Here is a 20,287-nt window from a genome sequence, read left to right on the forward strand (position 1 = left end):
CCGCCAAGCCCAATGCGGCGAAGGTGCCGGCCAGCCGCGCCAAGCGGACCGCCACCCGGGCCAAGGCGGCCGGCCCACGCAAGCCGGCGTCACGGCCGCGCGGCCGTCGCTAGGCTCGATCGAGACAGAGCGCGGTCGGGCCTCCGACCGCGACCGCGTCAAAGGCGACTGCGTCGACGGCGCCGACCACCGCGCCCAACTGGAAGACCTCCGATGCCCATCAACATCCTGATGCCCGCGCTCTCGCCCACGATGGAGAAGGGCAACCTCGCCAAGTGGCTTAAGAAGGAGGGCGACACGGTGAAGTCCGGCGACATCATCGCCGAGATCGAGACCGACAAGGCCACCATGGAGTACGAGGCGGTCGACGAAGGCACCATTGCCCGCATTCTGGTGCCGGCCGGAACCGCCGACGTCGCCGTCAATGCGCCGATCGCCGTGCTGGCCGTGGAGGGCGAGGTGGTGACCGCGGTCGCCGACGCGGCGGTCAAGCCGAGCAGCAAGCCCGCCGGCGAGGCAAAGCCTGCCGCAGCGCCTGCCGCCGCGGGGCAGGGCGCCGCGCTCGCCCCCGCGCCTGTGCCGAGCCCTTCCGCACCGCCGGCGGCCGCCGCACCGCGCTCCAACGGCGACGGGCGCCAGTTCGCCTCGCCGCTCGCCCGCCGGCTGGCCAAGGAGGCCGGCATCGATGTCGGCCGCATCGAGGGCTCCGGCCCGCACGGTCGCGTGGTCGCCCGCGACGTCGAAGCCGCCCAGCAGGGCAAGGGGCTGCGCCCCGCCGGCGCCGCGGCTGCGTCGGCCGGCAAGGCGGCGCCCGCTCCGTCCGCGGCGCCGATGCCGGCGCTGGCGCCCTCCGACGAGGCCGTCAAGGCGCTCTATCCCGAGGGCTCCTACGACTTCGTCCCGCACGACCAGATGCGCCGCATCATCGCCCAGCGGCTCGTCGTGGCGAAGCAGACCATCCCGCATTTCTATCTCACGGTCACCTGCACGATCGACGGCCTGCTGGCGGCGCGCGAGGCCGTCAATGCCGCCGCGCCGAAGGACAAGGACGGCAAGCCGGCCTGGAAGCTGTCGGTCAACGACTTCGTCATCAAGGCGCTGGCGATGGGCCTGAAGACCGTGCCGGACGCCAACGTCACCTGGACCGAGGCCGGCATGCTGAAGCACAAGGCGGCCGACGTCGCTGTCGCGGTGGCGATCCCGGGCGGCCTGATCACGCCGGTGGTGCGCAACGCCGACGCCAAATCGCTGTCGGCGATCTCGGCCGAGATGAAGGATTTTGCCACCCGCGCTCGGGCGCGGCGGCTCAAGCCCGAGGAGTACCAGGGTGGCGCGACGGCGGTCTCCAATCTCGGCATGTATGGGATTGAAGAATTCGCCGCCGTGATCAATCCGCCGCACGCGACCATCCTGGCGGTCGGCACGGCGGCCCAGGTGCCGGTCGTCCAGAACGGCAAGATCGAGATCGCCACCCAGATGAAGATCACGCTGTCGACCGACCATCGCGCCGTCGACGGCGCCCTCGGCGCCGAGTTCTTGGGGGCCGTGAAGCGCTTCATCGAAAACCCGGTGATGATGGTGGTGTGAGCGGCCGACAGCGTCGGCCGAGTCGCGCCTCCCGGTCACCACCGTTCCCCCAGTGCCCGTCGGTCCGGACGGGCGGCCTCTCCGGTCGGAGAGGATCAGCCGACAGAAGAGAAGAATGTCCGACACCTCCTTCGACGTGATCATCATCGGCTCCGGCCCGGGCGGCTACGTCACGGCGATCCGCTCCGCGCAGCTCGGCTTCAAGACGGCGATCGTCGAGAAGAGCCATCTCGGCGGCATCTGCCTCAACTGGGGCTGCATCCCGACCAAGGCGCTGCTGCGCTCGGCCGAGATCTATCACTACCTGCAGCACGCCGACGTCTATGGCCTGAAAGCCGACAACGTGACGTTCGATCCGGCCGCCGTGGTGAAACGCTCGCGCGGCGTCTCCAAGCGGCTCGCCGACGGCGTCGGCTTCCTGATGAAGAAGAACAAGGTGTCGGTGATCTGGGGCGCCGCGACCCTCGAGGGGCAAGGCAAGATCACGGTGGCGGCCGCCAAGACCGAGGCGCCGAAGGGCACGCTCGGCCCGGGCAGCTACCAGGCCAAGCATATCATCGTGGCGACCGGGGCGCGGCCGCGCGTGCTGCCGGGGCTGGAGCCGGACGGCAAGCTGGTGTGGACCTACTTCGAGGCCATGGTGCCGGAGAAGATGCCGAAGTCGCTGCTGGTGGTCGGCTCGGGCGCGATCGGCATCGAGTTCGCATCGTTCTACCGCACCATGGGGGCCGACGTGACGGTCGTCGAGGTGCTGCCGCAGATTCTTCCCGTGGAGGATGCCGAGATCGCCGCCTTCGCGCGAAAGCAGTTGGAAAAGCAGGGCCTGAAGATCTTCACGGGCGCCAAGGTGACGAAGCTCGACAAGCAGGCCGACAGCGTCACGGCGACCATCGACGACGGCAAGGGCGGCACCCAGACGCTGACGGTCGACCGGGTGATCTCGGCGGTGGGCGTCGTCGGCAACGTGGAAAACCTCGGACTGGAAAAGCTCGGCGTGAAGACCGACCGCGGCTGCATCGTCATCGACGGATTAGGCAAGACCAACGTGCCGGGCCTCTACGCGATCGGCGACGTCGCCGGTCCGCCGATGCTGGCCCACAAGGCCGAGCACGAGGGCGTCGTCTGCATCGAGGCGATCAAGGGCCTGCATCCGCACCCGCTCGACAAGGCGAAGATCCCGGGCTGCACCTACTGTACGCCGCAGATCGCCTCGGTCGGGTTGACCGAGGCGAAGGCGAAGGAGCAGGGGCTCGACATCCGGGTGGGAAAGTTCCCGTTCGCCGGCAACGGCAAGGCGATCGCGCTCGGCGAGGACCAGGGCCTGATCAAGGTGATCTTCGACAAGAAGACCGGCCAGCTCCTCGGCGCCCACATGGTCGGCGCGGAGGTCACCGAGCTGATCCAGGGCTATGTGGTCGCCATGACCCTGGAGACCACCGAGGACGAGCTGATGCACACCGTCTTCCCGCATCCGACGCTGTCTGAGATGATGAAGGAAGCGGTGCTCGACGCCTATGGGCGCGTGCTGAACATGTGAGGCCGTCCCGGCGCGCCGCGTCGCGGACGGGTCCAGGGCAGGGGAGCGAAAACGACATGACGGACCACACCTACAAGATCACCGAGCTGGTCGGCTCGTCGGACAAGGGCATCGACGACGCCATCAGGAACGCGGTCGCCCGTGCCAACAAGACGCTGCGGAACCTGCGCTGGTTCGAGGTGGTCGGCACCCGCGGCCACATCGAGAACGGCGAGGTCCGGCACTTCCAGGTGACCATCAAGGTCGGCTTCACGATGGACGATGCCGGCTGAGCGACAGCACGGCGTTCCGACGCACGACATACAGGACGGTCCTTGCAGGACGTCCTTGGTGGCCCGAATCCTGCGCTTCAGGAGGCGCAGGAGCCGTTCTTCTTGGGCTCGTTCGCGTGGAGGGATCCGGAGCACCGACGATCCCGGCGCGACTTCAGCCACGGCCACCAAGCCTTTGATCGGCCGAGAGCTTCCGGACCGGCCGGATGGGTCCAATAATATTCCATAATATGTCTTATGCGAATCATGGATCGAGGTGTGGGCCTGTCCCCTCGGCCGTTCGGCGGTCCGCCGGAGAGCCGCGAACCAGCCAACATTGAGGACATGACAGGTGACGCTGCCGTGGAACCGCTCTTGCGTCCCGGCAATGCTGGCCACCAAATCCCCGGTGCGAAGGTCCCGCATCGTCTCGGGCTGTGCAGCGCCAATGAATGGCGGCCCGGCGGATCGAGCCGTGACTAATCCCAGGCTCTTCGCGTTAAGGTGCCGGCCGCAATCGAACAGAGACGAGCCCGTTGGAATGACCCTGTCGCACTTTGCCACCCCGACCGATGACCGCTATTTCGAGGACTACGAGCCGGGCCTCACTTACGAGTTCGGCTCGGTCGCCGTGACCGAAGCCGAGGTCCTCGACTTCGGCCGTCGCTACGATCCGCAGGCGATGCACACCGATCCGGTGCGTGCAGCGGCCGGGTCGTTCGGCGGGCTGATCGCCAGCGGCTGGCACACGGGCGCCCTGATGATGCGGTTGCTCGCGACCCACTATCTGAGTTCGGTGGCGAGCCTGGCCAGCCCCGGCGTCGACGAGCTGCGCTGGATCAAGCCGGTGCGGCCGGGCGACGAATTGCGCATCCGGGTCACCACCGTGTCGGCCGCCCGCTCACGCTCCAAGCCGGACCGCGGGCTCGTGCGATCCTTCGTCGAGGTGCTCAATCAGCGTGACGAGGTGGTGATGAGCATCATCGGGATGGTTCTGTTGCGCTGCCGGAGGGCCGCGCCATGACGCCGTCCCGCGACATCACTCGGCTCCTGGAGATCATGGCGGCGCTGCGCACGCCCGGGAGCGGGTGCGCCTGGGACCTCGCACAAGATTTCGCGTCGATCGCTCCCTATACGATCGAGGAGGCCTACGAGGTCGCCGACGCGATCGCCCGCGACGATCTCCCCGACCTCAAGGACGAGCTCGGCGATCTGCTGTTGCAGGTGGTCTTTCACGCCCGCATGGCACAGGAGGAAGGGGCGTTCGATTTCGGCGACGTGGTCGAGGCGATCACGCTGAAGATGCTGCGCCGGCATCCGCACGTGTTCGGCGACGAGCAGGGGCTGACCCCGGAGGCCGTCGCCGGTCTGTGGGAGCGCATCAAGGCCGAGGAGAAGGCGGAGCGTGTTTCGCGCGGCGCCGAGCCGGACCAGCAGGGGGCGCTGGCCGGCGTTCCGCCCACCCTGCCCGCCCTCACCCGCGCGCTGAAGCTGCAGCAGAAGGCCGGCCGCGTCGGCTTCGATTGGAACGATCCGCATGCCGTGCTGGCCAAAATTCGGGAGGAGACCGACGAGATCGAAGCCGCGCTCGCGGCCGGCGATCAAGTCCACGCCGGCGCCGAGGTCGGCGATCTGCTGTTCGCTGTCGTCAACCTGGCGCGCCATCTCGACGCGGATCCGGAGCGGACGCTGCGCGAGACCAACCTGAAATTCCAGCGCCGCTTCGCATTCATCGAACGCGCGCTCGCGGCGCGTGGAAAAACGCCGGCCGAGTCGACGCTCGCCGAGATGGACTCTTTGTGGGATGCCGCAAAAGCCGAGGAGCGGAAGGAATAGTCCTTGGTCATTCCAGGGCGCCGCACGGCGGCGAACCCGGAATCCACCCGCGAGATCAGCGCGTGTGGCTGGATTCCGGGTTCGCGCTTTCAGCGCGCCCCGGAATGACGGATCTCAAATGCCCGTCTGCACGTGCTCGCCGAATTTGGCGCGGACCTGGCCTTCCTTGCTGGGATGGACGCGCAGATGCACCGTGGTCAGGCCGGCGTCCGTGGTCGCGGTGTCGAGCACGTCGCCGTGGCGATGAAGCCAGCTCAGCGCCGCGCCGTCCGAGGCGTCGAGCTCGACCGTGAGGGCGACGCGGGTGCGGGCGACCCGCTCGGCGATGACGGCGACGAGGGTATCGAGCCCCTGCCCGCTCACCGCCGAGACCAGCATGGGCCGGCGCTCCGCGGCCTGACGTGCGGCGAGGTTGTCGAGGCGCTCGCGCTCCTCCGGCGAGACCCGGTCGATCTTGTTCCAAACCTCGAGGATGCGTTCGTCCTCCGGCGCGATGCCGAGCTCACCCAGGACCTGGTCGACGTCGCGCGACTGCGCCTGCGTGTCGCCGTGCGAGACGTCGCGGACGTGCAGGATCAGGTCGGCCTCGATCACCTCCTCGAGCGTGGCGCGGAACGCGGCGACCAGCATGGTCGGCAGGTCGGAGATGAAGCCGACCGTGTCGGACAGGATCACGCGCGGTCCGTTCGGCAGATCGACGGCGCGCAACGTCGGGTCGAGCGTGGCGAACAGCATGTCGGTCGCCAGCACGCCGGAGCGCGTCAGCCGGTTGAACAGCGTCGACTTGCCGGCATTGGTGTAGCCGACCAGTGCGACGATCGGATAAGGCACGCGCTTGCGGCTGGTGCGATGGAGCGCGCGGGTGCGCTTGACGCCTTCGAGATCGTGCTCGATGCGCCGGATGCGGTCCAGGATGATTCGACGGTCGGTCTCGAGCTGGGTCTCGCCCGGCCCGCCGAGGAAGCCGAAACCGCCGCGCTGGCGTTCCAGATGGGTCCAGGAGCGGACCAGCCGGCTGCGCTGATAGCTCAGATGCGCCAGCTCGACCTGCAGCGTGCCCTCGCGGGTCGCGGCACGTCGACCGAAGATTTCCAGAATCAGCCCGGTGCGGTCCAAGACCTTGGCGGCCCAGGCCTTCTCCAGATTGCGCTGCTGCACCGGCGAGAGCGCGCAGTCCATCACCACGAGGGCGACCTCCAGGCTCTTCACCAGCCCGGCGATCTCCTCGACCTTGCCCTTGCCCAGATAGGTCGCAGGCCGGATCGCCGAGAGCATGACGATGCCGGTCTCGACGACGTCGAGATCGATGGCGCGGGCAAGCCCGGCCGCCTCCTCGAGGCGGGCCTCGGGAGAGCGTAAGGCGACGTCGGCACGCCCCGACGCTGCGCGCGTCTCGGATACCCGCAGATACGGCCCGAGCACGAGACAACGCGCAGTCGCCGGGCCCGCGGACGGGCTCGTCGTCATTCGATGATCGTCTTGGTGCTTCGGCTCCAATCAGACCTTTTCCGCTGCTTCCTCCGCCCCCTCGAACAACTGGATCGGATGACCCGGCATGATGGTCGAGATCGCGTGCTTGTAGACGAGCTGCGAATGCCCGTCCCGCCGCAGCAACACACAGAAGTTGTCGAACCAGGTAACAACGCCTTGGAGCTTGACGCCGTTCACGAGGAAGATGGTGAGCGGTGTCTTGTTCTTACGGACGTAGTTCAGGAAGGTGTCTTGTAGATTTTGTGAGCGATCGGCTGCCATGGCCGTTTGTTCCGTTGTACTCGCGGTCCCCTTTCGCGAGGTGGCGACTTTTTCGCGCCCGACGTGCACCGAGGATGCGACGCGCGCAGGCGTGGGCAATCGGTATTAGATTGCACTGCGGAAACGAGTGCAAGCCCAAGCTGGCCGATTACCGGCAGATATCGGTAGCCATCTCGCTTTTCAGGAGAATTCCGCGTGGTGGTGGAAAATCCGGCGGAGCGCGGCGGCGACCGGCCCGGGTATCCCGGTGCCGATCGGCTGGCCGTCGATGCGCACCACCGGCATGACGATCTGACTCGCTGCCGTGACGAAGGCCTCCTTGGCGCCGAGCGCCTCGGCAACCGTGAAGGGCCGCTCGTCGAGGGTCAGCGTCTCGGCCCGCAGCGCGTCCTTGACGACCTCGCGCGTGATCCCAGGCAGGATGTCGGGACCGAGCGGCCGGGTGACCACCGCACCGGCGCCCGTGACGATCCAGGCGTTCGAGGAGGCGCCCTCGGTGACGTAGCCGTCGCGGTCGACGAACCAGGCCTCGCGGGCGCCCTGCTCCCGCGCCGCCTGCTTGGCGAGCACGTTGGGCAAGAGCGAGATCGACTTGATGTCCACCCTCGCCCACCGGGTCTCCGGCAGCGTGATCACGGCGATTCCGGCCTGCGCGGTGCGCTCGGTCTGGACCGGGTCGATTCGGCGCGCCGAGACGACCAGGCTCGGCCGCGTGCCGGCGGGCGGAAAGCCGTGGTCGCGGCGCGCCACCCCGCGGGTGACCTGAAGATAGAGTATGCCGTCGGTGAGCCGGTTGCGGCGGACGGCCTCGTGCAGCACGACGCTCAGGGCCGGGATCGGCAGCGGCAGCGGGATGCGCAGCGCGGCGAGCGAGCGCAACAGCCGCTCGGTGTGACGGCGCTCGTCGACCAGCCGGCCGCCGCGGACCTCGCAGACCTCGTAGACGCCGTCGGCGAACTGGTAGCCGCGATCCTCGACATGGACCGTGGCGTCGCGATGCGGCCGCCACCGGCCATTGACATAAACCACACGTGACATTCGAAACTCAGAACGGGCCGACGTTTCTGCGAAACGTCATCCCGTTCTTCCCTTCTTGTTGGAGCATGATCCGGTCCGAAAACCGGGGGCCACTTTTCGGGATCATGCTCAGTCCATTCCCAGCGCTTTGAGCTTGCGGTGCAGCGCCGAGCGCTCCATCCCGACGAACTCGGCGGTGCGCGAGATGTTGCCGCCGAAGCGGCTGATCTGGGCCCGCAGATACTCGCGCTCGAAGGCCTCGCGGGCGTCGCGCAGCGGCATGCCCATCAGGTGCTCGCCGCCATTGCCGCGCGGCATCGCCGGCACCATCGAGCCGACGTCCGGCGGCAGCATGCTGGCCGTGATGATGGCGTCGGGGTCGCCGCCGGCCAGGATCATCAGCCGCTCCACATTGTTGCGGAGCTGGCGGACATTGCCTGGCCAGTCGTGCGACTGCAGGACGGCGAGCGCATCGTCGCCGATGCGCCGCTTCGGCAGGCCGGTCGCCTGCGAGATCTGCTCCTGGAAGTGCTCGACCAGATCCGGGATGTCGTCGCGCCGCTCGGCGAGCGGCGGCACCCGGATCGGCACCACCGACAGACGATGATAGAGATCCTCGCGGAACCGTCCGGCGGCGATCTCCTCCTCGAGATTGCGCGCTGTCGACGACACGATCCGCACGTCCACGGCCACCTTGGTGGTGCCACCGACCCGCTGGAACTGCTGATCGACCAGCACGCGCAGGATCTTGCTTTGGGTCTCCCGCGGCATGTCGGCGATCTCGTCGATGAACAGCGTGCCGCCGTGCGCCTCCTCGAGCGCGCCGACCTTGCGCAGCTCGGTGCCGTTGCTCTGTTCGATGCCGAACAGCTCGACCTCCATCCGGTCCGGCGTGATGGCGGCGGCGTTGATCACCACGAAGGGGCCGCTGGCGCGGCCCGACAGGGCATGAACCGTACGGGCCGTGAGCTCCTTGCCGGCGCCCGACGGGCCCACCACCATGATGCGGCTGTTGGTCGGCGCGACCTTCTCGATGGTCTGGCGCAGATGGTTGATGGCGGCCGAGCGCCCGATCAGCGTGGTCGGGAACGGCGCGATCTGCTTGAGCTCCCTCACCTCGCGCTTGAGTCGCGAGGTTTCCAGCGCCCGGTCGGCGACCAGCACCAGCCGGTCGGCCTTGAACGGCTTCTCGATGAAGTCGTAGGCGCCCTGCTTGATGGCGGCGACGGCGGTCTCGATGTTGCCGTGGCCCGAGATCATCACCACGGGCAGCTCCGGGTGCTCGGCCTTGATGGTGGCGAGGAGCTGCAGCCCGTCGAGCTTCGATCCCTGCAGCCAGATGTCGAGGAAGACGAGGCTCGGGCGCCGCGCCTGAATGACCTTGAGCGCGTCGTCGCTGTCGCGCGCCGTGCGGGTACCGTAGCCCTCGTCCTCGAGAATGCCGGCCACCAGCTCGCGGATGTCGGCTTCGTCGTCGACGATCAGGATGTCAGACGCCATGGGGTTGCTCGTCCTGCTGGTGGTGGTCTGCGTCGGCGGTCTCCGGCTCGGCTGCAAAGCGCAACCGGAACCAGGCGCCGCGCGCGCCAGGGGTGCGCTCGGCTGCGTCGTGGAGCTCGATCCGGCCGCCGTGCTCCTCGAGAATCTTGCCGACGATGGCTAGTCCGAGGCCGGTGCCCTTCTCTCGGGTGGTCACATAAGGTTCGAGCAGGCGCCTCCGGTTCTCCTTCGGCAGCCCGATCCCGTTGTCGACGACGTCGATCACGATGTCGTCTCCCTCGCGCGCCGTCGCCACATGAATGTGGCCGTGGCCGAGCTCGGTGGGTGGGACGGCGGCGATCGCTTCGGTTGCATTCTTGATGATGTTGGTGAGACCCTGGGAGATGAGACGCCGGTCGAATCGCGCCGGCATCGGACCGTCCGGGATGTCGGCGGAGATTTCGACATCGGCGTGGCCGACCCGCATGAGAAACACCGCCTGCCGCACCGTGTCGGCGACGTCCTCGGCCGTCATCACGGGCTTCGGCATGCGGGCGAAGCGGGAGAACTCGTCGACCATGCGGCGGATGTCCTCCACCTGCCGCACGATCGTGTCGGTGCACTGCTCGAAGATCTGCTTGTCCTCGACGATCACCTTCCCGTATTTGCGCCGCAGCCGCTCGGCCGAGAGCTGGATCGGGGTGAGCGGGTTCTTGATCTCGTGGGCGATGCGGCGCGCGACATCGGCCCAGGCCGAGGTGCGCTGCGCCGTCACCAAGTCGGTGATGTCGTCGAGTGTGAACACGTAGCCGTGCTCGGGATCGGCGGACTGCTCCGTGGTCAGCCGAATCGAGACGGTCCGCTCGCGCCCGCTGCGGGTGATCGAGGCTTGCCCCTGAGCGAAACGCTGGCCCGTGCTGCGGGCGCCGAGGAACATCTCGGCGAGCTCGGGAACGACCTCGGCGAGCGGCTTGCCGAGCACCTCGGCCTCGACGGCGCCGATCAGCTTCTCGGCCGAGCGGTTGAGAATGCTGACCTGTCCGTCGGCGTCGACGCCGATCACGCCGGCGCTGGCGCCGGCCAGCACCGCCTCGGTGAAGCGGCGGCGGCTGTCGATCACGTCGCGCGCCCGCACAATGTCGTCGCGCTGGGTGCGCAACTCGTGCGTCATCTTGTTGAAGGTCTCGCCGAGCTGGGCGAGGTCGCCTTCCGAGCGCCGGATCGGCACTTGGACATAGAGATTGCCGGTCGAGACCACGTTGGCGGCCCCGATCAGTCGCCGGATCGGCGCCACCAGACGGTTGGCGAAGTTGAAGCCGATCCACACGGCCGACAGCAGCACCGTGAGGGCGATCACCGTGAACATCAGGGCGAAGGCGATCTGAATGCCGAGGCGCCGCGACTCCAGGGCCGCGAACTCGCTGATGGTCGTCTGGGTCTCGCGGAACTGCGACACCACGATCGGGTTGAGCGGACGCGCCACGAACAGCACGACATCGTCGTAGCCGCGCAGCTTGATGGCGCCGGCGACGTAATTGGCGTCCGGGTTGAGGATCACCTGCGGCTCGACGTCGCCGACATTCGCCAGCATGCCGGCGGTCGGCCCGGGAATCGCGTGGGAGAGCTTGATGTCCGCCTTCTCGATGACGGTCTGGTTTGGGCCGACCATGGTGGCGACCGGCAGGCCGCGTACCTGAGCCTGCGCCGTGAAGAACTGGCGAAAGCGCTCGCGGTCCTGGTCGAACAAGGGCCTGGCGCGGCTGACGTCGAAGGCCATCGCCTGGGTCTCGCTGCGCAGCGACTGGGCGTGCTCGGACAGATAGGCCTCGGCGACCACCAGCGAGTTGGCGATCACGCCGCGGGTCCGCTCGGTGAAGAAGCGGTCGAGGCCGCGGTCCAGCGTGATGCTGGCCACCACGGCGACCAGCACGGCCGGCGCCGCGGCGATCACCGAGAACAGGCCGACGATCCGCACATGCAGCCGGGCCCCGGCGGAGCCGCGGCGGCGCGCCTGGACGATCTGCCAGACCTCGCGTCCGATGATTCCGAGCAGCAGGGCGACGGCCGCGCCGTTCACCATCAGCAGGCTGACCACCACATTGTGGGTGGGAACGATGGGGGTGAGGCCGGCCAGCACCAGGAAGGTGACGAGGGCCGACAGCAACGCCGCGGCGACGCCGATCGGCCCGATGATCCGGGTCCCGGCACCGCTGCTCGGCTTGACCGCGTCCGCAAGCTCGGCGGTCGCTGTCTCCTCGACGATTGCCATACCCCCCCCTCGGCCGACGCCGGTCCGTCCGGACGCCCCGTTCTGCCTCCGACAATGAGGCGTTTGTACAACAATGTTGCCGGATTGAGACGAATCCACGGCGACCCCGTATTCACGAGGCCGCGAGCGGGTGCGGATCGTCGGAGACCGAGCGATCAGGTCGAGGTGCGGATCACCCGGATGTCGAGGTCGCGGATTTTCTTGCGCAGGGTATTGCGGTTGACCCCCAAAAGCTCGGCGGCCCGGATCTGGTTGCCGCGGGTCGCCACCAGGGCGGCCGAGAGGAGCGGATGCTCTACCTCCCGCAACACGCGGTGGTATAGCCCTGGAGGCGGCAACCCGTCGTTGAAGCCGCCGAAATACCGCATCAGGTGCCGCTCCACGGCCGAGGACAGGTTCTCGTCGAGGCGTGGCTCGTCGCTCGGCGCCGTCGCGGCCGGCTGGGCGAGCTCGCCGTCGATGACGGCGGCCGTGATGGTCTCCTGCGGATAGAGGGCCGCGAGCCGCCGTGCGAGGTTCTCGAGCTCGCGGACATTGCCGGGCCAGCGGTAGCGCTTGAGCCGGTCGAGGGCGGCCTTCTCGATCTGCTTGGCCGGCAGTCCTTCCCGCTCGGCGATTGTGAAGAAGTGGTGGATCAGGTCCGGCACGTCCTCGGTGCGCTCGCGCAGCGGCGGCAGCCGCAGCGGCACCACGTTGAGGCGGAAGAACAGGTCCTCGCGGAACAGGCCCTGCTGGATCAGGATGCGCAGATCCTTGTTGGTCGCCGCGATGATGCGCACGTCGGTCTTGATCGCGGTGCGGCCGCCGACCGTCGTGTACTCGCCCTGCTGCAGCACCCGCAGCAGCCGCGTCTGCGCCTCCATCGGCATGTCGCCGATCTCGTCGAGAAACAGCGTGCCGCCCTCGGCCTGCTCGAACCGGCCGGCGCTGCGCGAGTTGGCGCCCGTGAAGGCCCCCTTCTCGTGGCCGAACAGCTCGGACTCGATCAGGTCGCGCGGGATCGCCGCCATGTTGATGGCGACGAAGGTGCCGCTGCGCCGCTTGCCGTAGTCGTGCAGGGCGCGGGCGACCAGCTCCTTGCCGGTGCCCGACTCGCCCGTGATCATCACGGTCAGATCGGTCTGCATCAGCCGCGCCAGCAGCCGGTAGATCTCCTGCATGGCCGGCGAGCGGCCGACCAGCGGGATCGCCTCCATCTCCTCGGGCGGCGGCGCCTTGACGGCGACCTCCTTCGGCTCGGCCAGCGCGCGGCCGACGATGGTGATCAGCTCCTTCAGGTCGAAGGGCTTGGGCAGATACTCGTAGGCGCCGCGCTCGGAGGCGCGGATCGCCGTCATGAAGGTGTTCTGCGCGCTCATCACGATCACGGGCAGATCGGGCCTGAGCTTCTTGATGCGGGGCAGGAAGTCGAAGGCGTTCTCGTCCGGCATCACCACGTCGGTGATGACCAGATCCCCCTCCCCCTGGCTGACCCAGCGCCACAGCGTCGCGGCATTGCCGGTGGAGCGGACCTCGTAGCCCGCCCGCGACAGGGCCTGATTGAGCACCGTGCGTATTGCGGCGTCGTCGTCGGCGACCAGAACTCGACCGGTGGGCATCGTCATCCTCATCAAGCCGCGCCGCCGCGCTCGGCGCTCTCGCGCCCGGCGTCGTCGCCCGTGTACATCGGCATCAGGACACTGAAGGACGTGCGGCGTGGCTGCGACTCGCATTCCACGATGCCGCCATGGTCCCCGATGATCTTCGCGACCAGCGCGAGGCCGAGCCCCGTGCCGGTCGGTTTCGTCGTCATGAACGGCTCGAACAGATGCGGCCGCAGGTCCTCCGGCACGCCAGGACCATTGTCCTTCACGCAGAACTCCAGCGGCAGCGAGACGCGCGTCTTGCTCCCGGGCAGCGACAGCCGCACGCCGGGCCGGAACGCCGTGGTGAGCTGGATCTCGCCGTCGGTCGCGCCCTGGCCGATCGACTCGGCGGCGTTCTTGACCAGATTGAGAAACACCTGGATGAGCTGGTCGCGGTTGCCGAGAATCGCCGGCAGCGAAGGATCGTAGTCTTCGACGAAGCGAATGTGACGGGCGAAGCCGGACTGGGCGAGCCGCTTCACATGCTCGAGCACCACATGGATGTTGACCGGCTCGCGGTCGACCGGGCGCTTGTCGGCGAATACCTCCATGCGGTCGACCAGCTTCACGATGCGGTCGGCCTCGTCGCAGATCAGCCGCGTCAGCACGCGGTCGTCGTCGCCGGCCGACTGCTCCAGGAGCTGGGCGGCGCCGCGGATGCCCGACAGCGGGTTCTTGATCTCGTGCGCCAGCATGGCGGCGAGCGCCGTGACCGAGCGGGCGGCGCCCCGGTGGGTGAGCTGGCGGTCCATCTTGTCGGCGATCGAGCGCATCTGCAGCATCACCACCACGTGGCCGGGCTGCTCCGGCACCGGCGCGACATGCAGGTCGACGATGCGCTCGCCCGGCATGCGCGGCGTCGCCAGATCGACCTTGTATTCGTTGACGGCCGCGCCGCGGCTCCGGACCTGCTCGACCAGCGCCAACACCGGGCTGCCGAACGGCACCAGGTCGCGCAGCCTGTAGCGGCGCAGCAGCGGTGCCGACATGTCGAAGAAGTGCTCCGCCGCCGTGTTGGCGTCGTGGACCTCGCCCTCCGGTCCCACCACGATGACCGAGTGCGGCAGCGAGTTGAGCACGGCCTCGGCCGGCGAGACGCCGAGGGCGCCGCGGCCGGACCAGTGCGGGCGCGCATCGATGGGGGCGGACTTCATGCGGCTACCTTCCACTTGAACGCGTCGAATGCGTCGCGCAACCGGCCCGTGACCGCGGCGGGATCGTCGCGCGTGAGCACCTCGGCCCGCCACGCCTTCAGGTCGGCGACCGGCGTGCCGGTTTCCGCCGCGGCCGCGTCGAGCGCCCAGCCGAGATGCTTTCGCGCTTGCCGGCTGCCGAGGCGCGTTCCGTACAGAGTCAGCATCTCGTCATAGAGCTGTAGAAGCAGCGTGAGCTGGTCGTCGAGATCGGGGGCCGGTTGCCGCCGTCCGGTGGCGAGGAAGCGGGCGATCCGTCCGGGCAACCAGGGTTTTCCGCAGGCGCCGCGCCCGATCATCACGGCGTCGGCGCCGGATCGCGCCAGCGCCGCCGCCGCATCGTCCTCGCCGCGCACGTCGCCGTTCACCACCACCGGGATCGTCACGGCCGCCTTGACGGCGCGCACCGCCGCCCAGTCGGCCCGGCCGCCGTAGAACTGGCAGCGCGTGCGCCCATGCACGGTGACTAGGCCGACCCCCGCCTGCTCGGCCCGGCGGGCGAGCTCCGGCGCGACGATCGAGCGCTCGTCCCAGCCCAGCCGCATCTTCAGAGTCACGGGAATATCGACGGCCCCGACCGTCGCGGCGATCAGGCCGAGGGCGTGGTCGAGGTCGCGCATCAGCGCGGCGCCCGCCTCGCCATTGGTGACGTTGCGGACCGGACAACCCATGTTGATGTCGATGATGTCGGCGCCTGCGCCCGCGGCGATGCGGGCGCCCTCGGCCATCCAGCGGGCCTCGCGGCCGGCGAGCTGGACGACATGCAGGCCGACGCCGTGGCCGTCGAGCCGCTGCCGGGCCAGGGCCTTGCCTTCGACCAGCGCGGCGCAGGCCGTCATCTCGGAGACGACGAGTCCGGCCCCGAGCCTTGCCACGAGGCGGCGGAACGGTGCATCCGTAATCCCGCACATCGGAGCGAGGAAAACGGGATTCGGCAGCGCGACCGGACCCACCGTGAGGGGGCGGAGTGATGGTTCAGTGGGGCGCATTTATGCCTAGCAATTGGGCGAATGACGAATTTGCATAGACCTTAGCCATTTCATGCGCCAAATCAAGCCTCGCTCACCGACAGGGTCAACGGAGCTTTCGCGCGGCGAAGCCGGAAATCGACTTTCCCGCGAATGGCGCCAGCGTTAAACCAAACTATGAAGAGATGCGGGTCAGGAGCCTGAAAATGACTGGGGGCGTGGCAGCCGTGGTGGTGGCAGGCGGGCGCGGCACCCGCGTCGGTGGCGATGTCCCGAAGCAGTACCGCTGCGTCGGCGGCATGGCGGTCATTCGCCGCACACTCATGGCGTTCACTGCCCATCCGGACATCGCCGCTGTCCAGCCGGTGATACACCCCGACGACGAAGGCCGGTTTGCGGAGGCCGCCGCGGGACTTCCGGTGCTGCCGCCCACCCATGGCGGCACGACCCGCCAGGCCTCGGTCCATGCCGGCCTGGAGGCGCTGGCGGGGCGCGCCCCGGAGATCGTGCTGGTCCATGATGCGGCCCGGCCGTTCGCCTCGGCGGGGCTGCTCGACCGGGCGATCGTGGCCGGGCGGACCGGTGCGGCGATCCCCGGGCTGGCGGTCAGCGACACGGTCAAGGCGGTCGATGCCGCCGGCCTGGTGGTCGAGACCCTCGACCGCAGCCGGCTGCGCACCGTCCAGACCCCGCAGGCCTTCGTCTACCCGGCTCTGCTGGCCGCCCACCGCAAGGCGGCCGCTGCCGGCCGCGACGACTTCACCGACGACGCCGCGCTCGCCGAATGGGCCGGCATGCGGGTCGCCGTGTTCGAGGGCGAGGCCGGCAACGTCAAGCTCACCACGGCGGACGACTTCCGCCGGGCGGAGGCCGAGCTCCTCGCCGCGCTGGGCGACGTGCGGGTCGGCACCGGCTACGACGTCCATGCGTTTGCCGAGACCGGCGATCATGTCTGGCTCGGCGGCGTAAAAATCCCGCACGACCGCGGCGTGGTCGGTCACTCCGACGCCGACGTGGCCCTGCATGCGCTGGTCGACGCCATCCTGGGGGCGATCGCCGACGGCGACATCGGCGTGCATTTCCCACCGAGCGACCCGCAGTGGCGCGGCGCCTCCTCGGACCGCTTCCTCGCCTTCGCGGTCGAGCGGGTCAAGGCCCGTGGCGGCCGGATCGCTCATGTCGACATCACCGTGGTGGCCGAGGCGCCGCGGCTCGGCCCGCATCGCGACGCCATCCGGGCCCGCGTCGCCGAGATCCTGGGCCTCGGCCCCGACCGGGTCGGCCTGCAGGCGACCACCAGCGAGAAGATGGGCTTCATCGGCCGCGCCGAAGGGTTGGTGGCCTACGCCACCGCGACGGTCCGGCTGCCCTGGACGGCCCCGTGACCACCGAGACTGACATCGCGGCCGCCGCCGCCCGGGTGCTCGACGCCTGCCGGGCGCGCGGCCTGACGGTGGCGACGGCGGAATCCTGCACGGGCGGGCTGGTCGCCGGCGCGCTGACCGACATCGCCGGCTCCTCCGACGTGGTCGACGGCGGCTTCGTCACCTACTCCAATGCCGCCAAGGAGCGCATGCTCGGCGTCCCGCCCGCGACCCTGCTGCGCTTCGGCGCCGTCAGCCGCGAGACTGCCGAGGCGATGGCGCTGGGCGTGCTGGAGCATGCCCCCGTCGATCTGGCGGTCGCCATCACGGGGATTGCCGGACCGGGCGGCGGCTCGGTCGAAAAGCCGGTCGGCCTCGTCCATTTCGCCGCCACGCTGCGTGGTGGCGGGCTCCTGCACCGCGAGCGAAAATTCGGCGACCGCGGTCGCCGTGCCGTGCGGCTCGCCTCGGTGGCCGAGGCGCTGGCGTTGCTCCAGGAGCTGGCGTCGGGGTCTGCCGTTCGCTGACCACCGGGCATGATCAGCCGAAATGGATCGACAGGTCAGCGGGGGTGACCGTCCGGCTCGGGCAACGGGCCGGCGGTCCGGGCGCGCAGACGATCCAGCACCACCGCCTCGACCGTCTCGTAGGACGGGACGCAGCGGAACGTCGCACCCCCCGTCGGGTCGGCGCATTCGAATCCCTTGCCGCAATGGATCGCGCAATTGCCCTTCACATACGTCACCTTGTGGAGGGGATTCTCGTCCCGATAGATCGCCCGCTTGCTCCACTCGATGGCCATTCCCAAGACGACGATCTCGGTGCCGGTCGCGCCGGCCAGCACCGACAGGCCGTTCTGGCAGCTCACGAACAGGCCGCCCTTCGCGATCGTGTGATAGGTCTGGTCGAGGCTGAGCCGGTTCGCCAGGTTGCGGCATCCGTCGAGCCGATGGGAGATCTTGTCCAGCTTGTCCGCCGGGCTGTGGATGTCCTTGCCGACCACCGCCACCGAAAACCCGTGCCCGGTGAGAACGTCGGCGAGGCGCTGCCAGTTCGACAGCGCCCAGCTTCGGGACGTCCAGGTCATCGAGGTGTTGAGGACGACGTCGAACCGTTCCGTGGCGTCGGTCTCGACCGGGAAGTATTCGAGCTGCTTCTCGCGGAAGCTGAGCGTGCCCAGCCCGATCGGTACGCTCAGGAAGTCGAACGTGTCCATCGATCCGTGCGGCAGCTTCGACGGGTCGAACAGGGTCAGGGCCTTCAGGTCGCCCCGCAGTTTCATCACGTCGGCGATCGGGTACGCCGTCTCGACGAACGGACAGGCCGCGAACAGCTCCGGATGGAACGTGAAGACGTCGAGATCGTACTGGTGCGCCTTCAGCGCATGGATCTTCTTGATGATCGGGATCGCGTACAGGCAGTCCCCCAGCCCTTCGCACCTCAGCACGATGGAGAGACGTTCGCGTTCCATGTCCGCCCGATCCCCCCGGCCCCGCCACGATCCGAGCGACCGCCAGTCGAGCATCCGCGGCTCGAGTCCGACCGATCATCCTTCTTGATACGTGGGAGACGCCGTTTTCCGGCCCGGCATCGCGGGCGCGTGGCGCGGACGCCTCCGCGGCCGGCACTACTCGTAGGCGACGGCGCGCTGATCCTTGCCGTAGACCACGTCGGCCCGCGCCTCGAAGGCGGAGGCGAAGCGGCGAAAGGCGGCGTCGAACACGGCCCCCATCAGGCCGCTCAGGATGCGGCTCTTGAACTCGTAATCGATGAAGAACTCGACGTCGCTGGTGTTCGCGTCGATCGGCTTGAAGGTCCAGCGGTTCGACAGAACCTTCAGCGGCCCGTCCAGATAGTCGACCGTGATCCACAGCTCCGGGCGGTTCATCGTCACCCGGGTGGTGAAGTGCTCGTGGAAGACCTTGTAGGACACGGTCATCCGGGCGATCGCCACCTCGATCCCCTCGCCCGGCGAGGTGTGGCCGCGCACCTTCATGTCGGTGCACAGCGGCACGAACTTCGGATAGTTGTCCATGTCGGCGACGAGGTCGAACATGTCCCCGGCCGCATGCCGCACGCGGCGGCGGGCGCGAAATCGCGGCATGCGCGTCAGCGTCTTTCGGCGCGGGCAGCCTGCAGGCGGCGGAAATCGTCCCCCGCATGGTGCGAGGAGCGGGTGAGCGGCGAAGCGGCGACCATCAGAAATCCTTTGGCATAGGCAATCGTCTCGAGCGCCTTGAACTCGTCGGGCGGCATGAAGCGCGCGACCGGGTGGTGCTTGCGGGTCGGCTGGAGATACTGGCCGATGGTGAGGAAATCCACCTCGGCCGAGCGCAGGTCGTCCATCACCTGCAGAATCTCGTTCCGGGTCTCGCCGAGCCCGACCATGATGCCGGACTTGGTGAACATCGACGGATCGATCTCCTTGACCTGCTGCAGCAGCCGGATCGAGTGGAAATAGCGGGCGCCCGGCCGCACCGTCAGGTAGAGCGACGGCGCCGTCTCCAGATTGTGGTTGAACACGTCCGGCTTGGCCGCCACCACGGTCGCGACGGCGCCGGGCTTGCGCAGGAAATCGGGCGTCAGCACCTCGATGGTGGCCGGCGCGCGCGCCCGGATCGCCCGGATCACGGCGGCGAAATGGGCCGCGCCGCCGTCGGGAAGGTCGTCGCGATCGACCGAGGTGATCACCACATGGGAGAGCCCGAGGGTGGCGGTCGCTTGTGCGGCGCGGGCCGGCTCGTCGGGGTCGAGCGGGCCCGGAATGCCGGTCTTGACGTTGCAGAAGGCGCAGGCCCGGGTGCAGGTCTCGCCCATGATCATCAGGGTCGCGTGCTTCTTCTCCCAGCACTCGCCGATGTTCGGGCAGCCGGCCTCCTCGCAGACCGTATGAAGGCCGTGCGCCCGCACGATGGCGTGGGTCTCGCCAAAACCTTTCGACACAGGCGCCTTGACGCGAATCCAGTCCGGCTTGCGCATCACCGGCTGATCCGGACGGTTGGCCTTTTCGGGGTGTCGCGGGCGCTGCGGCCCGTTGACGGTGTCGAGGACGACGACCATGGCGACCTTCTGGATCGAGGGTGGAGTTTACTTACGCATGCCGGCCGGTCCCCGCAAGGCGGCGCCCTGCCCCGGGCGCTGCCCCATCCGCTGTCCCGACGGCTGTCCCGTCATGGCCGGGCCGGCGCGCAGCGCCGGGACCCGGCCATCCATCGTTTCGCAAAAGCCTGTTTCGAAGGCGATGGATGCGCGGGTCTTCGCCCGCGCATGACGCCAGATCTCCATGGTCCCACCGCAAACCTCCACCCGTCCCGCGACGCGCGTTCACGCCCGGGGTGTGCCCATGACCCGTGCCCTCGCCTTTCCGAGGAAAGATCGAGGGAGGCGGAGCGCCGGCAGGCGCCACACC

General features: G+C 68.7%; 18 protein-coding genes. 7 read left to right on the forward strand and 11 right to left on the reverse strand.

Annotation, left to right across the window (positions count from 1 at the left end; genetic code table 11):
• The first annotated feature begins 213 nt into the window (after positions 1 to 213).
• From HXX10_RS27770 to mazG, 5 genes are all read left to right on the forward strand, one after another.
• The gene (locus HXX10_RS27770; RefSeq protein WP_296526585.1) at positions 214 to 1,587 is read left to right on the forward strand and encodes a pyruvate dehydrogenase complex dihydrolipoamide acetyltransferase; all 1,374 of its coding nucleotides are present in this window, start codon (positions 214 to 216) and stop codon (positions 1,585 to 1,587) included.
• A gap of 115 nt (positions 1,588 to 1,702) precedes the next feature.
• Complete coding sequence (lpdA, locus tag HXX10_RS27775; RefSeq protein WP_296526586.1) at positions 1,703 to 3,124, forward strand: dihydrolipoyl dehydrogenase; 1,422 nt, start codon at positions 1,703 to 1,705, stop codon at positions 3,122 to 3,124.
• Positions 3,125 to 3,180: 56 nt separating this feature from the next.
• The gene (locus HXX10_RS27780; RefSeq protein WP_296526588.1) at positions 3,181 to 3,396 is read left to right on the forward strand and encodes a dodecin; all 216 of its coding nucleotides are present in this window, start codon (positions 3,181 to 3,183) and stop codon (positions 3,394 to 3,396) included.
• Positions 3,397 to 3,916: 520 nt separating this feature from the next.
• Entirely contained in the window at positions 3,917 to 4,399 is a 483-nt protein-coding gene (locus HXX10_RS27785; protein WP_296526589.1) for a MaoC family dehydratase, read from the forward strand.
• Positions 4,396 to 5,211 carry a nucleoside triphosphate pyrophosphohydrolase gene (mazG, locus tag HXX10_RS27790; RefSeq protein ID WP_296526591.1) on the forward strand — a complete coding sequence of 272 codons (816 nt, stop codon included), beginning with the start codon at positions 4,396 to 4,398 and terminating at the stop codon, positions 5,209 to 5,211. The genes HXX10_RS27785 and mazG overlap by 4 nt, the downstream gene beginning before the upstream one ends.
• A 114-nt stretch (positions 5,212 to 5,325) precedes the next feature.
• Here mazG and hflX read toward each other — a convergent pair whose 3' ends face one another.
• The 8 genes from hflX to dusB all read right to left on the reverse strand — a co-directional run bounded on the left by hflX (position 5,326) and on the right by dusB (position 15,535).
• Positions 5,326 to 6,678: a GTPase HflX gene (gene hflX, locus HXX10_RS27795; RefSeq protein WP_296526592.1), complete on the reverse strand. Its 1,353-nt coding sequence runs from the start codon at positions 6,676 to 6,678 to the stop codon at positions 5,326 to 5,328.
• A gap of 30 nt (positions 6,679 to 6,708) precedes the next feature.
• Positions 6,709 to 6,963, reverse strand: coding sequence for an RNA chaperone Hfq (hfq, locus tag HXX10_RS27800; RefSeq protein WP_296526593.1), 255 nt, complete (start codon positions 6,961 to 6,963; stop codon positions 6,709 to 6,711).
• A 180-nt stretch (positions 6,964 to 7,143) separates the two neighbouring features.
• Entirely contained in the window at positions 7,144 to 8,001 is an 858-nt protein-coding gene (locus tag HXX10_RS27805; protein ID WP_296526594.1) for a D-amino-acid transaminase, read from the reverse strand.
• Positions 8,002 to 8,109: 108 nt separating this feature from the next.
• Positions 8,110 to 9,480, reverse strand: coding sequence for a sigma-54 dependent transcriptional regulator (locus tag HXX10_RS27810; RefSeq protein WP_296526595.1), 1,371 nt, complete (start codon positions 9,478 to 9,480; stop codon positions 8,110 to 8,112).
• The gene (locus tag HXX10_RS27815; RefSeq protein WP_296526596.1) at positions 9,470 to 11,728 is read right to left on the reverse strand and encodes a PAS domain-containing sensor histidine kinase; all 2,259 of its coding nucleotides are present in this window, start codon (positions 11,726 to 11,728) and stop codon (positions 9,470 to 9,472) included. Before HXX10_RS27815 ends, HXX10_RS27810 begins: the two co-directional genes overlap by 11 nt.
• Positions 11,729 to 11,883: 155 nt before the next feature.
• On the reverse strand, positions 11,884 to 13,326 hold the full coding sequence (gene ntrC / locus HXX10_RS27820) for a nitrogen regulation protein NR(I) (RefSeq protein WP_296526598.1): 1,443 nt from the start codon (positions 13,324 to 13,326) through the stop codon (positions 11,884 to 11,886).
• 11 nt (positions 13,327 to 13,337) lie between these two features.
• The gene (locus tag HXX10_RS27825; RefSeq protein ID WP_296526600.1) at positions 13,338 to 14,507 is read right to left on the reverse strand and encodes a nitrogen regulation protein NR(II); all 1,170 of its coding nucleotides are present in this window, start codon (positions 14,505 to 14,507) and stop codon (positions 13,338 to 13,340) included.
• Complete coding sequence (dusB, locus tag HXX10_RS27830) at positions 14,504 to 15,535, reverse strand: tRNA dihydrouridine synthase DusB (RefSeq protein ID WP_296526602.1); 1,032 nt, start codon at positions 15,533 to 15,535, stop codon at positions 14,504 to 14,506. Before dusB ends, HXX10_RS27825 begins: the two co-directional genes overlap by 4 nt.
• Before the next feature lie 185 nt (positions 15,536 to 15,720).
• On the opposite strand from dusB, the gene HXX10_RS27835 reads away from it, so the two are divergent.
• Both HXX10_RS27835 and HXX10_RS27840 read left to right on the forward strand, forming a co-directional pair.
• Positions 15,721 to 16,899, forward strand: a complete 1,179-nt coding sequence (locus tag HXX10_RS27835; protein WP_296526604.1) for a bifunctional 2-C-methyl-D-erythritol 4-phosphate cytidylyltransferase/2-C-methyl-D-erythritol 2,4-cyclodiphosphate synthase — start codon at positions 15,721 to 15,723, stop codon at positions 16,897 to 16,899.
• Positions 16,896 to 17,405, forward strand: a complete 510-nt coding sequence (locus tag HXX10_RS27840) for a CinA family protein (protein WP_296526606.1) — start codon at positions 16,896 to 16,898, stop codon at positions 17,403 to 17,405. Before HXX10_RS27835 ends, HXX10_RS27840 begins: the two co-directional genes overlap by 4 nt.
• Before the next feature lie 35 nt (positions 17,406 to 17,440).
• Here HXX10_RS27840 and HXX10_RS27845 read toward each other — a convergent pair whose 3' ends face one another.
• The 3 genes from HXX10_RS27845 to lipA all read right to left on the reverse strand — a co-directional run bounded on the left by HXX10_RS27845 (position 17,441) and on the right by lipA (position 19,938).
• A complete protein-coding gene (locus tag HXX10_RS27845; protein ID WP_296526608.1) occupies positions 17,441 to 18,349 on the reverse strand; it encodes a glycosyltransferase family 9 protein in 909 nt (302 codons plus the stop codon).
• Positions 18,350 to 18,505: 156 nt separating this feature from the next.
• A complete protein-coding gene (locus HXX10_RS27850) occupies positions 18,506 to 18,982 on the reverse strand; it encodes a type II toxin-antitoxin system RatA family toxin (protein ID WP_296526610.1) in 477 nt (158 codons plus the stop codon).
• A gap of 5 nt (positions 18,983 to 18,987) precedes the next feature.
• Positions 18,988 to 19,938, reverse strand: coding sequence for a lipoyl synthase (gene lipA, locus HXX10_RS27855; RefSeq protein WP_296526612.1), 951 nt, complete (start codon positions 19,936 to 19,938; stop codon positions 18,988 to 18,990).
• Positions 19,939 to 20,287: the final 349 nt, after the last annotated feature.

It is taken from the genome of Rhodoplanes sp. (genome assembly GCF_013377085.1).
In the GTDB taxonomy this organism is placed as follows: Bacteria; Pseudomonadota; Alphaproteobacteria; order Rhizobiales; family Xanthobacteraceae; genus Rhodoplanes.

Excerpts from the sequence above, each read along its gene's own strand:
- HXX10_RS27835 (WP_296526604.1), top strand. The coding sequence starts at position 15,721 with ATGACTGGGGGCGTGGCAGCCGTGGTGGTGGCAGGCGGGCGCGGCACC.
- ntrC (WP_296526598.1), bottom strand. The coding sequence starts at position 13,326 with ATGCCCACCGGTCGAGTTCTGGTCGCCGACGACGACGCCGCAATACGC.
- hflX (WP_296526592.1), bottom strand. The coding sequence starts at position 6,678 with ATGACGACGAGCCCGTCCGCGGGCCCGGCGACTGCGCGTTGTCTCGTG.
- HXX10_RS27780 (WP_296526588.1), top strand. The coding sequence starts at position 3,181 with ATGACGGACCACACCTACAAGATCACCGAGCTGGTCGGCTCGTCGGAC.
- lpdA (WP_296526586.1), top strand. The coding sequence starts at position 1,703 with ATGTCCGACACCTCCTTCGACGTGATCATCATCGGCTCCGGCCCGGGC.
- HXX10_RS27815 (WP_296526596.1), bottom strand. The coding sequence starts at position 11,728 with ATGGCAATCGTCGAGGAGACAGCGACCGCCGAGCTTGCGGACGCGGTC.
- HXX10_RS27805 (WP_296526594.1), bottom strand. The coding sequence starts at position 8,001 with ATGTCACGTGTGGTTTATGTCAATGGCCGGTGGCGGCCGCATCGCGAC.
- HXX10_RS27810 (WP_296526595.1), bottom strand. The coding sequence starts at position 9,480 with ATGGCGTCTGACATCCTGATCGTCGACGACGAAGCCGACATCCGCGAG.
- HXX10_RS27825 (WP_296526600.1), bottom strand. The coding sequence starts at position 14,507 with ATGAAGTCCGCCCCCATCGATGCGCGCCCGCACTGGTCCGGCCGCGGC.
- HXX10_RS27785 (WP_296526589.1), top strand. The coding sequence starts at position 3,917 with ATGACCCTGTCGCACTTTGCCACCCCGACCGATGACCGCTATTTCGAG.
- HXX10_RS27850 (WP_296526610.1), bottom strand. The coding sequence starts at position 18,982 with ATGCCGCGATTTCGCGCCCGCCGCCGCGTGCGGCATGCGGCCGGGGAC.
- dusB (WP_296526602.1), bottom strand. The coding sequence starts at position 15,535 with ATGCGCCCCACTGAACCATCACTCCGCCCCCTCACGGTGGGTCCGGTC.
- lipA (WP_296526612.1), bottom strand. The coding sequence starts at position 19,938 with ATGGTCGTCGTCCTCGACACCGTCAACGGGCCGCAGCGCCCGCGACAC.
- mazG (WP_296526591.1), top strand. The coding sequence starts at position 4,396 with ATGACGCCGTCCCGCGACATCACTCGGCTCCTGGAGATCATGGCGGCG.
- hfq (WP_296526593.1), bottom strand. The coding sequence starts at position 6,963 with ATGGCAGCCGATCGCTCACAAAATCTACAAGACACCTTCCTGAACTAC.
- HXX10_RS27770 (WP_296526585.1), top strand. The coding sequence starts at position 214 with ATGCCCATCAACATCCTGATGCCCGCGCTCTCGCCCACGATGGAGAAG.
- HXX10_RS27845 (WP_296526608.1), bottom strand. The coding sequence starts at position 18,349 with ATGGAACGCGAACGTCTCTCCATCGTGCTGAGGTGCGAAGGGCTGGGG.